The organism is Paracoccus sp. (in: a-proteobacteria) (genome assembly GCF_030536915.1).
Taxonomy (GTDB): domain Bacteria; phylum Pseudomonadota; class Alphaproteobacteria; order Rhodobacterales; family Rhodobacteraceae; genus Paracoccus.
Genome location: NZ_JAUNPC010000087.1, coordinates 1 through 11670 on the forward strand (window position 1 = coordinate 1; position 11670 = coordinate 11670).

The 11670-nt window shown below is 69.0% G+C and carries 12 protein-coding genes; 2 read left to right on the top strand and 10 right to left on the bottom strand.

The window, feature by feature from the left end; all coding sequences use genetic code 11:
- The 10 genes from Q4F04_RS12630 to coxB form a co-directional block, all read right to left on the bottom strand.
- Positions 1 to 1000, bottom strand: a 1000-nt coding sequence (locus Q4F04_RS12630) for an FAD-binding oxidoreductase (RefSeq protein ID WP_303370177.1), incomplete at its 3' end; no start/stop codon positions are given.
- Positions 1001 to 1071: 71 nt separating this feature from the next.
- Positions 1072 to 1656 carry a GNAT family N-acetyltransferase gene (locus Q4F04_RS12635; protein WP_303370178.1) on the bottom strand — a complete coding sequence of 195 codons (585 nt, stop codon included), beginning with the start codon at positions 1654 to 1656 and terminating at the stop codon, positions 1072 to 1074.
- Complete coding sequence (locus tag Q4F04_RS12640) at positions 1656 to 2921, bottom strand: pitrilysin family protein (RefSeq protein ID WP_303370179.1); 1266 nt, start codon at positions 2919 to 2921, stop codon at positions 1656 to 1658. Before Q4F04_RS12640 ends, Q4F04_RS12635 begins: the two co-directional genes overlap by 1 nt.
- Positions 2918 to 4306 carry a threonine synthase gene (gene thrC, locus Q4F04_RS12645; RefSeq protein WP_303370180.1) on the bottom strand — a complete coding sequence of 463 codons (1389 nt, stop codon included), beginning with the start codon at positions 4304 to 4306 and terminating at the stop codon, positions 2918 to 2920. Before thrC ends, Q4F04_RS12640 begins: the two co-directional genes overlap by 4 nt.
- A 10-nt stretch (positions 4307 to 4316) precedes the next feature.
- Complete coding sequence (locus Q4F04_RS12650) at positions 4317 to 4991, bottom strand: SURF1 family protein (protein WP_303370181.1); 675 nt, start codon at positions 4989 to 4991, stop codon at positions 4317 to 4319.
- Positions 4992 to 5083: 92 nt separating this feature from the next.
- A complete protein-coding gene (locus Q4F04_RS12655; RefSeq protein WP_303370187.1) occupies positions 5084 to 5902 on the bottom strand; it encodes a cytochrome c oxidase subunit 3 in 819 nt (272 codons plus the stop codon).
- A 33-nt stretch (positions 5903 to 5935) separates the two neighbouring features.
- Positions 5936 to 6517, bottom strand: a complete 582-nt coding sequence (locus Q4F04_RS12660) for a cytochrome c oxidase assembly protein (RefSeq protein ID WP_303370182.1) — start codon at positions 6515 to 6517, stop codon at positions 5936 to 5938.
- On the bottom strand, positions 6514 to 6780 hold the full coding sequence (locus Q4F04_RS12665) for a hypothetical protein (protein WP_303370183.1): 267 nt from the start codon (positions 6778 to 6780) through the stop codon (positions 6514 to 6516). Before Q4F04_RS12665 ends, Q4F04_RS12660 begins: the two co-directional genes overlap by 4 nt.
- Complete coding sequence (gene cyoE / locus Q4F04_RS12670; RefSeq protein WP_303370184.1) at positions 6780 to 7712, bottom strand: heme o synthase; 933 nt, start codon at positions 7710 to 7712, stop codon at positions 6780 to 6782. Before cyoE ends, Q4F04_RS12665 begins: the two co-directional genes overlap by 1 nt.
- Before the next feature lie 5 nt (positions 7713 to 7717).
- On the bottom strand, positions 7718 to 8581 hold the full coding sequence (coxB, locus tag Q4F04_RS12675) for a cytochrome c oxidase subunit II (protein WP_303370188.1): 864 nt from the start codon (positions 8579 to 8581) through the stop codon (positions 7718 to 7720).
- 210 nt (positions 8582 to 8791) lie between these two features.
- On the opposite strand from coxB, the gene tldD reads away from it, so the two are divergent.
- Together tldD and dprA are read left to right on the top strand one after the other, a co-directional pair.
- Positions 8792 to 10210, top strand: a complete 1419-nt coding sequence (gene tldD / locus Q4F04_RS12680) for a metalloprotease TldD (protein WP_303370185.1) — start codon at positions 8792 to 8794, stop codon at positions 10208 to 10210.
- Between the two features lie 44 nt (positions 10211 to 10254).
- Positions 10255 to 11619 (top strand): DNA-processing protein DprA, encoded by a 1365-nt coding sequence (dprA, locus tag Q4F04_RS12685; RefSeq protein WP_303370186.1) that lies wholly within the window; start codon positions 10255 to 10257, stop codon positions 11617 to 11619.
- Positions 11620 to 11670: the final 51 nt, after the last annotated feature.

Genomic DNA, 11670 nt, shown 5'->3' on the forward strand with positions numbered 1-11670 from the left:
GGTTCGCCTCGGGCAGATGCTCGCGCAGGTTCCAGAACTCGGCGGCCTGCTGGCCCGACTGGGCGATGGCGCCGTCAAGGACGAGCCCCTCCTCCATCGCCCTCCCCAGCAGGTCTTCCACCGCCGCATCGGGGTCCATGCCCTTGGGCAGCGACAGTTCCAGCAGCACCGACCAGGGCGCGCCGGGCAGGGGCTGGCGGATTTCCGGCAGCGTCTCGGCCACGAAGGCGAGGCCCTGCCCCGAGATCAGTTCAAAGGTGGTGACGCAGCCCGCCATCATCGCCTGCGCCAGCGACAGCAGTTGCAGCGCGGCCTGAGGGTCCGGCACCTCCAGCATCGCCGTCGCCACCGCCGCCGGGCGCGGCGCGAGCTTCAGCGTCGCGGCGGTGATGATCCCCAGCGTGCCCTCGGCCCCGATCAGAAGATCGCGCAGGGAATAGCCGGTGTTGTCCTTCCGCAGCCGCTTGAGGTCGCGCAGGATGGACCCGTCCGGCATCACCGCCTCGATCCCCAAACACAGCGCGCGGGCGTTGCCCCAGCGCAGCACGCCCGTGCCGCCCGCATTCGCCGCCAGCACGCCGCCGATCTGCGCCGTGCCCTGGCTTGCCAGCGACAGCGGGAACTGCCGGTCCACGCTGGCCGCGGCCTCCTGCACCTGTTGCAAGGTGACGCCCGCCTCGGCCACCAAGGCATCCTCATCCGGCCAGACGTTGCGGATGGCGGTCATCCGTTCCAGCGACAGGACCAGCGGCGCGGGCCCCTGCGGCATGACGGATCCCGCGACCAGCCCGGTCCCGCCCCCGCGCGGCAGCACCGCCACCCGCGCCACGGCACAGGCGCGCACGACGGCCGCCACCTCCTCGACGTTGCGCGGCGCCGCCAGCAACCCGCCCCGCCCCGCGAAATAGCCGCGCGGCTCGTCCAGATGCCGCGGCTCCAGCGGGCGGACGACGCTTTCGGGCAAGGCGGCGATCAGGCGGTCATCGGCGGGGTTCAGCATCCAGTTCTCCTTTGCCCAAATATCCCGGGGGAGCCACTCGCAGAGTGGCGGGGGCAGCGCCCCCATGCGCCCTACCCCACCTCGGTCCGCCCGCGCCGGTCGGGGCGCAGATAGGAATACAGCACATGGTTCCGCCAGCGTCCGTTGATCTGCAGGTAGGACTGGGCGACGCCCTCGTATTTGAAGCCGCATTGTTCCAGCACGCCCCGGCTGGCGGTGTTCTCGGGCAGGCAGGCGGCCTCGATCCGGCTGAGGTCCATCGATCCGAAGGCATGACCGACGACCGCCCCGATCGCCTCGCGCATGTAGCCCTGCCGGGCGAAGGGCGCGCCGATCCAGTAGCCCAGTGTTCCCATCTGCGCGGGGCCGCGGCGGATGCCGTCCAGCGTGATCGCGCCCAGCAGCTCGCCGTCGTTGCGGCGCGTCAGGAACAAGGGCAGCGAGGTGCCGCCGCGGCTGGCCCGCGTGGCCCAGTAGACGCGGTTGGTGAAGGCGCGGCGCGACAGGTGGTCGGCGTGCCACACGGGTTCCCACGGGGTCAGGAAGGCGCGGCTTTCGGCCCTCAGGCCGGTCCAGGCGGCGAAATCGCCATGCGCGGGCAGGCGCAGAACCATGCGCTCGGTTTCCAGCCGGGGCGCATTGCGCCGCCAGAACATCAGGCGGCGAGCCGTTCGGCCAGCGCCTCGCGGGCGGGCGCCTTGCGGACGGGGCCATAGAGCGCCAAGGCCGGCTGCGCCCGCGCGATCATCCGCTGCGCGTGGTCGCGCACGTCACCGGCGGTCACGGCGTCGATGCGGGCTGCCACCTCCTCGGCATCGGGCACCCGGCCCCAGATCGACAGTGCCCGGGCAATGCGTTCCGCCTGCCCCGAGGGGCTTTCCAGACCCATCAGCAGCCCGGCCTTGAGCTGCGCCTTGGCGCGGGCGACCTCGGCTTCGCCCAGATCCTCGGCAGAGCGGCGGATCTCGTCCACCGTCAGATGCGCAAGGTCGGCCACCTGGTCGCCCGAGGTGCCCGCATAGACCGTCACCATCCCGGTGTCGTCATGGAAGCCCGACTGCGCGAAGATGGAATAGCAGAGGCCGCGCTCCTCGCGGATCTTCTGGAACAAGCGCGAGGACATGCCGCCCCCCAGCGCGTTGGTCCAGATCTGCGCGGCGTAGAAGTCGGGGTCCCGGAAGCCCGGCCCCTCGAAGGCCAGGGCGAAATGCGCCTGTTCCAGCTTCTTGACGCGGCGGGCTTCGGTGCCCTGCCAGACGGCGGCTTCGCGTCCGATGCCCAGAAGCGGCTTGAGATGGCCGAAGATGTCCTCGGCCTGCCGCACCAGCGCCTCGTGATCGACGGCGCCGGCGGCGGCCACGATCATCTGGCCGGGGCCGTAATGCTCGCCGACAAAGCCCGCGAGGTCCTCGCGGGAAAAGCGGGACACGCGCTCGGCGGGACCGAGGATCGTGCGGCCCATCGGTTGGCCGGGATAGGCCGCTTCCTGCAGCCAGTCGAAGATCACGTCGTCGGGCGTGTCGAGGCTCTGGCCGATCTCGGACAGGATCACGCCGCGCTCGACCTCGATCTCGCGCGGATCGAAGGCCGGGTTCAGGACGATGTCGCCGATCACGTCCAGCGCCAAGCCTACGTCGCCCGACAGCACGCGCGCGTAATAGGCCGTCACGTCGCGCGAGGTATAGGCGTTGATATAGCCGCCCACGTCCTCGATCGCTTCCGCGATCTGCAGGGCGGACCGGCGCGCGGTGCCCTTGAAGGCCATGTGTTCCAAGAAATGCGCGATGCCGTTCTGCTCGGCGCGCTCATCCCGCCCGCCGGCGTTGACCCAGACGCCGACGCTGGCGGAATGCAGCCCCGGCATCAGTCGCGTGGCGACCCGCAGGCCGTTCGGAAGGGTGGTGATCTGGACGTCGTTCAAGCCATTCTCCGTTCAAGGATCAAGGACTTAAGCGCCTCGTTGTCGTTTTCAACCCGCGTGACCCGCTCGGGCAGGTCGAAGAGCCGGGCCATATGCGGGGGCAGCGGGGGCCGGAGGCCGATGGCCTGTTCCACCGCATCGGGGAACTTGGCCGGGTGCGCCGTCGCCAGCGTGATCATCGGCACACCCGGCTTGCGGTGGTCGTCCGCGACCTTGATGCCGACGGCGGTATGGGGGCAGACGACCTCGCCGGTCTCGGCGCGGACGCGGGCGATGGTGGCCAGCGTCTCGGGTTCCGACACCCGGCCCGAGTCGTAGATCTCGCGCAGGTGCTGCAGCGCGCCCTGCGGAACGGTGAAGCTGCCCTCTTTCAGCTCCTGCATCAGTTGGGCCACGGCCCCGCCATAGCCATTCAGCGCATAGAACAGCGCGCGCTCGAAGTTGGAACTCACCTGAATGTCCATCGAGGGCGAGACCGAAGGCTCGACCCGGCCAACCTCGTAGGTGCCAGTCTTCAAGGCGCGGTCCAGAATGTCGTTCTGGTTGGTGGCGATCACCAGCCGGTCCACCGGCAGGCCCATTGCCCGCGCGATAGTGCCCGCAAAGATGTCCCCGAAGTTGCCAGTGGGCACGGTGAAGCTGACGGAACGGTGCGGCGCCCCAAGGGACACGGCGCTGGTGAAGTAATAGACCACCTGCGCCAGCACCCGCGCCCAGTTGATCGAGTTCACCCCGGCCAGACTCACGCTGTCGCGGAAATCGTGGTCGTTGAACAGGTCCTTGAGCCGCGCCTGCGCGTCGTCGAAGGTGCCGTCGATGGCCAGCGCATGGACATTGGCATCGTCCGGCGTCGTCATCTGCCGCCGCTGAACCTCACTGACCCGGCCATGCGGGTAGAGGATGAAGACATCCACGTTCGGCAGCCCCCGGAAGGCCTCGATGGCCGCCGAGCCGGTATCGCCCGAGGTCGCGCCGACGATGGTGACGCGGCGACCTTCGCGGGCCAGCGCGACCTGGAACAGCTGGCCGATCAGCTGCATGGCGAAGTCCTTGAAGGCCAGCGTCGGGCCGTGGAACAGTTCCAGCAGGTGATGCCCTGGCGCAAGCTGAACCAAGGGTGCGCGGGCGGCATGGCCGAAACCCTGATAGGCGCGGCGGATGGCCTGGCGCAGTTCCTCCTCGGAAAAGCTTTCCGCCACGAAGGGCTGCATGACGCGGAAGGCGGTCTCCTCGTAGGACAGCCCTTCAAGCGCGGCGATGGCAGCCGCGTCCATCTGCGGGATCGTTTCCGGCACATACAACCCGCCGTCGCGGGCGAGGCCGGTCATCATCGCCTCGGCAAAGGGCAGCACGGGCGCCTGCCCGCGGGTCGAGATATAGCGCATCGTCTTCCCTTCAGTCGCTTTGCCGCCGGATACGCCAAGCCAGCGCCATTGTCATCCCGAAGCAGATCAGGGCGAACAGGAACCACTGCACCGCATAGGACAGGTGGTTGTTCGGGATGCCAGCGATGTCCAGCGGGATCGGCTGGACGCCCTGCGCGTCGCCCTGAACGGTGCTTGCCACGATCAGCACCGGCTCGGTCCCCAGATGCGCCGCCATGCGCGGCACCTCGCGGGCGAACCATATGTTGGCGGCAAGGTCGGGGTCGGGGGTCGATCCGCCCTTCTCGTCCGGCCAGTGCAGGTTGCCCGCGACGGTCAGGGTCACGGGAGGACGCGCGGCATGGCGGTCGTCCTGCGGGACATAGCCGCGGTCCACCATGATCCGGCGCCCGTCCGACGTCTCGAAGGCCGAGACGATGTTGTAGCCGCCCCCCTCCTCCCTGGTGTGGGAGAGGACGAGGATTTCCTCGCCGGTCGTGCGCCCCGCGACCACCACCGGCAGGTAGCGCATCGAGGGGTCGATGGCGGCAGGCAGGGGCACGGGCGGCTGCTCGATCCCGGCCTGGATGGCGGCAAGCTGCTGGGCCTTCCATTCCATCCTTTGCAGCTGCCACACCCCCAGCGAGGCCAGCACGGCAGTCAGGGCAAAGCCGGGGATCAGCAACAGAAGCAGGCGGCGCAGCATCGATGACATGCCCTGAGCGGACGGGGCGTCAGCCCCTTGAACGGCAAAGGCGCGCGGGACCTGCCCGCGCGCCTGTTCGGCTGTGAAGGGGATCAGCGGCCCCAGACGTAGATGGCGGCGAACAGGAACAGCCAGACCACGTCCACGAAGTGCCAGTACCATGCGGCGGCCTCGAATCCGACATGCTGGTGCTGGTTCATGTCGCCGCGGATGAAGCGGACCAGGCAGACGAAGAGGAAGATCGTTCCGATGACGACGTGGAAGCCGTGGAAGCCCGTTGCCATGTAGAAGACGCCGCCATAGGCCGTGTCCGCCAGGCCGAAGGCCGCGTGGCTGTATTCATAGGCCTGAAGCGCGGTGAAAAGGACGCCCAGGATCACCGCGACGATCAGGCCCCGGATCACGGTCTTGCGGTCGTTGTCATGGACCAGCGCATGGTGCGCCCAGGTCACGGCGCAACCCGACAAAAGCAGGATCAGCGTGTTGATGAAGGGCAGGTGCCAGGGGTCGAAGGTCTGGATGCCTTCGGGCGGCCAGACGCCGTCCACGATCGGGCTCATCTCGCCCATCGGGTAAAGCGCGTGCTTGAAAAAGGCCCAGAACCAGGCGACGAAGAACATCACCTCGGAGATGATGAACAGGATGATGCCGTAGCGCAGGCCGATCTGCACGACAGGGGTGTGGTCGCCGGTGTTGCCCTCATGCGTGACGTCGGCCCACCAGCCGTACATTGTGTAGATCACCAGCAGGAAGCCTGCCGCGAAGACCGCCCAGTCGGGCAGCCCCATCACGCCCATCCGCTTCATCCAGAAGACGCCGCCGGTCAGCATGATGAACGCGCCGATGGCGCCCAGGAACGGCCACAGGGATGGCTGCAGGATATGATAATCGTGGTTCTTGGCGTGGGCCATGATGGCGGGCTCTCTCTGCGTCGTCATGTGCGGTCAGTTCAGGGCGGTCGCCGAGGCGCCGGTCTCGGCCCGGGCCGATTTCTGCGCGTCCTGGCGGAAGAAGGTGTAGCTGAGCGTGATGTCGCGGATATGGGCCGCGTCGCGGTTGTCCAGCATGTCGGGGCTGACGAAGAAGGTCAGCGGCATCTCGATCCGCTCGCCGGGGGCGAGCGTCTGCTCGGTGAAGCAGAAGCACTCGATCTTCTCGAAATAATAGCCGGCGTCCGAGGGGGCGACGTTGTAGGTCGCGCTGCCGGTGACCGTCTGGTCCGAGGTGTTGACCGCCTCGTAATAGGCCATCGCCGTCTCGCCCAGGCGCACGGTCATCTCGGTCTGCATCGGCCGGAAGGTCCAGCCGAGGTCCGGCATCACATTGGCGTCGAAGCGCACGCGCACGGTCTGGTCCAGCACCCGGTCCGAGCCCTGCTCGGCCACCTGGGTGGTTCCGGCGAAACCCGTGACCTGGCAGAACCAGGAATAGAACGGAACCGCCACCCAGGCGAGCGCGCCCATGGTGACGACGACCGCCAGCAGCCGCCAAACCACCCGCTTGTTGGCGTCGGGTTGCGTGCTCATGGCCGCACCGGCGCGGGTTGCGCGTTGGGCAGGTCCGCCCCCGGCGTGCCGGGCACGGCGACGGGGTTCGCGGCAGGTCCGGGCAGCGAGGCCGGCGCGGGGGCAGCCGGGCGATGGTCGAAGCCCTGGATCATGCCGCCCTGCTGCACCTTGACGATGGACAGGGCGAAGACCAGCGTCACGAACAGCACCAGCACGATGCCCAGGCCGAGATTGCGCCCGCTGCGGCGGCGGTGCAGTTCATGTTCCGCACGGATTCCCATCACCATGTCCCCACCGTGGCCTGCAGCGCCAGCGCGGCGAAATGCAGTGCAAGATAGTAGAGCGACAGCCGGAAGAAGCTTTTCTCGACGCGATAGGCGTCGGCTTGCGCCTGTTCCTCGCTCCGGCGCAGGATCAGCCAGCCGCCGTGGATGAACAGCGCGTTCAGCACCAGCGCCACCGCCATGTAGATCGGCCCGCCGATGGAGGTCAGACCCAGCGCCACGGCGAAGGGCGCCAGCACCAGCGTATAGCCGAAGATGTGGCGGCGCGTGGCCGCGCGGCCATGCGTCACCGTCAGCATCGGAACGCCGGCCTTGTGGTAATCTTCCTTCATGAACAGCGCCAGCGCCCAGAAGTGCGGCGGCGTCCAGAAGAAGATCAGCGCGAACATCAGGAGCGATTCGACCGCGATCCCGCCGGTGGCGCAGGCCCAGCCGATCATCGGAGGGAAGGCCCCCGCCGCGCCGCCGATTACGATGTTCTGCGGCGTCGAGCGCTTGAGGAAGACCGTGTAGATCACGGCATAGAAGAAGATCGTGAAGGCAAGGAACGCCGCCGCGAACCAGTTGGCCGCAAGCCCCAGCATCAGCACCGCAAGGCCCGACAGGAACAGGCCGACTCCCAGCGCCTCGCCCGCCGTCACGCGGCCGGCGGGGACGGGGCGCTTGCGGGTGCGGTTCATCACCGCGTCGATGTCGGCGTCATACCACATGTTCAGCGCGCCCGAGGCCCCGCCCCCCAGCGCGATGAACAGGATCGAGGCGAAAGCCACGACCGGGTTCACCGACACGGGGGCGACGTAAAGCCCGACAAAGGCAGTGAAGACCACCAGCGACATGACGCGCGGCTTCAGCAGCGCGACATAGTCGCCGAACTCGCCCTCGCCCCCTGCAGCCAGGCCATGGGCCTCGTATGAACGGATGTCCGTCACGCCGATCAGTTCGCCGAGGCCAGCCGCACCGGCGCGGCGGGCAGGTGGTCGGAGGCATCGGCGGCAAAGGTCGTCTGCGCCTCGGCCAGCCAGGCGTCATAGGTGTCCTGGCTCACGGCCTTGACCACGATGGGCATGTAGGCGTGGTTGATGCCGCAGAGTTCCGAGCACTGGCCGAAATAGACGCCTTCCTGCGTCGCCTCGAACCACAGTTGCGCGATGCGGCCCGGAACGGCGTCCTGCTTCACGGCGAAGGCGGGGATGGTCCAGGAATGGATCACGTCGGTCGCCGTCACCTGCATCAGCACCGTGGCGCCGACCGGGACGACCACGGCGGTGTCGGTGGCCAGCAGGTATTCATCCTCGGAATAGCCGTAATCCGCCAGTTCCTCACGCGTCAGCATCAGCGAATCAAAGGCGATGCCGTCGTTGGGGTATTCGTAGGACCAGTACCACTGGTGACCCACGGCCTTGATGACCACGTCCGGGTCGGCCGGCATTTCCTGCGACCGGAACAGCGCCGGAAGCGAGAAGATGCCGATGGTCAGCAGGATCAGCACCGGGACCACCGTCCACAGCACCTCGACCGGGGTGTTGTGGGTGAAGCGCGCCGGCACCGGGTTCGCGCGGCGGTTGAAGCGGACGATGCACCACAGGATCAGCAGGCAGACGATGATCGTGATCGCCGTGATGATGAGCAGCACGAAATGATCCAGCCACTGCTGGTCGGCCGCCAGCGGGCTGGAGGCCGGCTGGAAGCCGATCCCGCCCGGCTCGGGCTTGCCGATCACCGGCAGCTCGCCCAGCACGTCCTGCGCCATCGCCGCGCCGCTTGCGCCCAGGTTCGCCGCGGCAAAGCCCGCCGCCATCAGCCCTGCCGTCACGCGGCCCCTTGCCCAGTTCGCCATTCGTCGTTTCCCGTCTTGGTCCCTGCGTCTTCCGTGGGAGTCCGGTTCATGCAACCGCGGGCGGCACCCCTTGCCGCCCCGTCGCGTCATCTTGTCACAACCACATCTACCGCCACCCGGCAAGCCATTGCTATCGACTTCGTCCTAAAAAACCCCTACCTCCCGGCTGACATGACCGATCGCTTCGACCCTTTCGCCGCCCTGATCGACCCCGACCGCGCCCTTGCCATCCTGCGCGAGGCGACCCTGGGCGCCGACGATGGCGAGCTTTTCCTGGAACGCGCCCGCAGCGAAAGCCTGGTCTTCGACGACGGGCGGCTGCGCAGCGCGGGCTATGACGCGACGCAGGGCTTCGGCCTGCGGGCGGTCCGGGGCGAGGTCACGGGCTACGGCCATTCCACCGACATCACCGAACCCGCCCTGCGCGACGCCGCCGCCATGGCGCGGCTGGCGGTCGGCAACGGCGGCGGCGTGATGGCGCCGCCCCCCGCCGGGCCGGGGCCGCGGCTTTACACCGACGCCGACCCGGTCGGCGGGATCGAGTTTTCCGCCCGCATCGCCACCCTGCGCGACATCGACGCCTTTGCCCGCGATCTCGACCCCCGCGTGGTGCAGGTGACGGCCTCGATGGCGACCTCGCTGCAGGAGGTCGTGATCCTGCGCCCCGAAGGCGGCATCGTCACCGACATCCGTCCGATGGCGCGGCTGAACGTCTCGGTGATCGTGGAATCGAATGCCCGGCGGGAAACTGGCACGGCAGGCGGCGGCGGGCGATTCGGGCTGGCCGCGCTGATGCAGCCCGACCACTGGCAGGGACTGGTGCGCGAGGCGCTGCGGATCGCGCAGGTCAACCTGCGCTCGGTTCCCGCCCCGGCAGGCGTCATGGACGTGGTGCTGGGGCCGGGCTGGCCGGGCATCCTGCTGCACGAGGCGGTGGGCCACGGGCTGGAGGGCGATTTCAACCGCAAGAAGGCCTCGGCCTTTTCCGGCCTGATGGGGCAGCGGATCGCGGCGCCCGGCGTCACCGTGGTGGACGACGGCACCCTGCCCGACCGGCGCGGGTCCATCACCGTGGACGACGAGGGCACGCCGCCCCGGCGCAACGTGCTGATCGAGGACGGCATCCTCGTCGGCTACCTGCAGGACCGGCAGAACGCCCGGCTGATGGGGGTCGAGCCGACCGGCAACGGCAGGCGGGAAAGCCATGCCCATGCGCCAATGCCGCGCATGACCAACACCATGATGGACCCCGGCACGGATGATCCGGCGGCGATCCTGTCGGGCCTGAAGGACGGCATCTACGCCGTGGGCTTCGGCGGCGGCCAGGTGGACATCACCAACGGCAAGTTCGTCTTTTCCTGCACCGAGGCTTACCGTGTGCGGAACGGCGAGGTGGGCGAACCCATCCGCGGCGCCACCCTGATCGGCGACGGCGCGACGGCCCTGCGCCAGATCCGCGCGGTGGGCAACGACCTTGCCCTGGACCCCGGCGTCGGCAATTGCGGCAAGCAGGGCCAGTGGGTGCCGGTGGGCGTGGGCCAGCCCACGCTGCTGATCGGCGGGCTGACGGTCGGCGGCTCGGCCGCCTGACGTTAACGCTTTCTTAACATCCCCATGCGATGAGTTCCCTGCGGATGAGGCAGGGACCGGTATTGCAGGCGCAATCGCTTTCTTTCAACAACTCCTTTTCTCCGCGCGCCGCTCGGGACGATGACCTGACGGTTCTTCGCCTCATCCGTTCCCGCCGCGTCGGACCGGCGACGTTCCACCGGCTTCTGGCCGAACATGGCAGCGCCGCGGCGGCGCTTGACGCCCTGCCCCGGATCGCCGCCGAGGCCGGGATCGCGGGCTACGAGATCTGCCCCGCGGGCGTGGCCCAAGCCGAGCTTGCGGCGGGCGTCCGTGCGGGGGCGCGGCTGATCCGCTTCGACGATCCGCTTTACCCTCCGCTTCTTGCCACGATTCCCGATGCGCCACCCGTCCTGTGGCTGAAGGGCCGGGCCGAGGCGCTGGACCGCCCGGCCGTCGCCGTCATCGGCGCCCGCAATGCCTCGTCTCTGGGCCTGCGGATGGCGCGCGGACTTGCGCGCGGGCTGGCAGAGGCCGGACTGACGGTGGTCGCGGGCCTCGCCCGCGGTATCGACACCGCCGCGCATGAGGCAAGCTGCGAGGCCGGCACCCTGGCCGTCATGGCGGGCGGCATCGACGTCATCTACCCGGCCGAGAACCGCGCCCTTGCCGACCGCATCCGCGAGAACGGTAGCCTGCTGACCGAGCAGCCGCCGGGGGTAGAGCCGGTCGCCCGCCATTTCCCCGCGCGCAACCGTATCGTCTCGGGCCTGTCTGCGGGCGTGGTGGTGATCGAGGCCGCGCATCGGTCGGGCAGCCTCATCACCGCCCGCTGCGGGGCCGAGCAGGGGCGCGAGATCATGGCCGTTCCGGGCCATCCGCTCGACGCCCGCGCGGCGGGCTGCAACGCCCTGATCCGCGACGGCGCGACGCTGGTGCGCAATTCCGACGACGTGCTGGCCGCCCTGTCCGGCGCAGGCGGGATGGCCCGGTTTCCCCGCGGGGGGCCGGAAGGTGCGGATGCCCCTGCGCGGCGGAAAGGCCAGGTCGAGTCCGAAGGGCAAGCGCGTCGGACGGCTAGTGAGAGCAGCAGCCCTGATCCGGCGGCGATGGGCGCCCCGGATAACCGGCGCGGCGGGAATGTCATGTCCGACAGCCGCGGGCTTCCGCCGCGCAACCTGCAGAAGCCGGAAGGCAACGATTCAGAGGTGGCGCGAAGCGCGGGCGGCATGGCCCCCGGCGATGCTGACCGGTCATCGGCCCTGCGCCATCGGTTGCTGGCCCTTCTCGGCCCCTCTCCATCCGACGAGGACAGCGTCATCCGCGACCTCGGCGTTTCGCCCGCGCATCTCGCCTCCACGATCCTCGACCTGGAACTGGAGGGCCGCGTCATCCGCCTGCCCGGCGGCCGCATCGCGCTGGCGACGTAAGCGCCCGGCGGCATCCGGCCAGCAAGCGACCTGACATCTGGACGGCACGGC

What these genes read in the sequence shown, in the direction of transcription:
- Q4F04_RS12635 (WP_303370178.1), bottom strand. Translation starts at nt 1,656, where the DNA reads ATGTTCTGGCGGCGCAATGCGCCCCGGCTGGAAACCGAGCGCATGGTT.
- thrC (WP_303370180.1), bottom strand. Translation starts at nt 4,306, where the DNA reads ATGCGCTATATCTCGACCCGCGGGCAGGCGCCCGTGCTGCCCTTTGCC.
- Q4F04_RS12650 (WP_303370181.1), bottom strand. Translation starts at nt 4,991, where the DNA reads ATGCTGCGCCGCCTGCTTCTGTTGCTGATCCCCGGCTTTGCCCTGACT.
- Q4F04_RS12655 (WP_303370187.1), bottom strand. Translation starts at nt 5,902, where the DNA reads ATGGCCCACGCCAAGAACCACGATTATCATATCCTGCAGCCATCCCTG.
- Q4F04_RS12660 (WP_303370182.1), bottom strand. Translation starts at nt 6,517, where the DNA reads ATGAGCACGCAACCCGACGCCAACAAGCGGGTGGTTTGGCGGCTGCTG.
- Q4F04_RS12665 (WP_303370183.1), bottom strand. Translation starts at nt 6,780, where the DNA reads ATGGGAATCCGTGCGGAACATGAACTGCACCGCCGCCGCAGCGGGCGC.
- coxB (WP_303370188.1), bottom strand. Translation starts at nt 8,581, where the DNA reads ATGGCGGCGGGCTTTGCCGCGGCGAACCTGGGCGCAAGCGGCGCGGCG.
- tldD (WP_303370185.1), top strand. Translation starts at nt 8,792, where the DNA reads ATGACCGATCGCTTCGACCCTTTCGCCGCCCTGATCGACCCCGACCGC.
- dprA (WP_303370186.1), top strand. Translation starts at nt 10,255, where the DNA reads ATGAGGCAGGGACCGGTATTGCAGGCGCAATCGCTTTCTTTCAACAAC.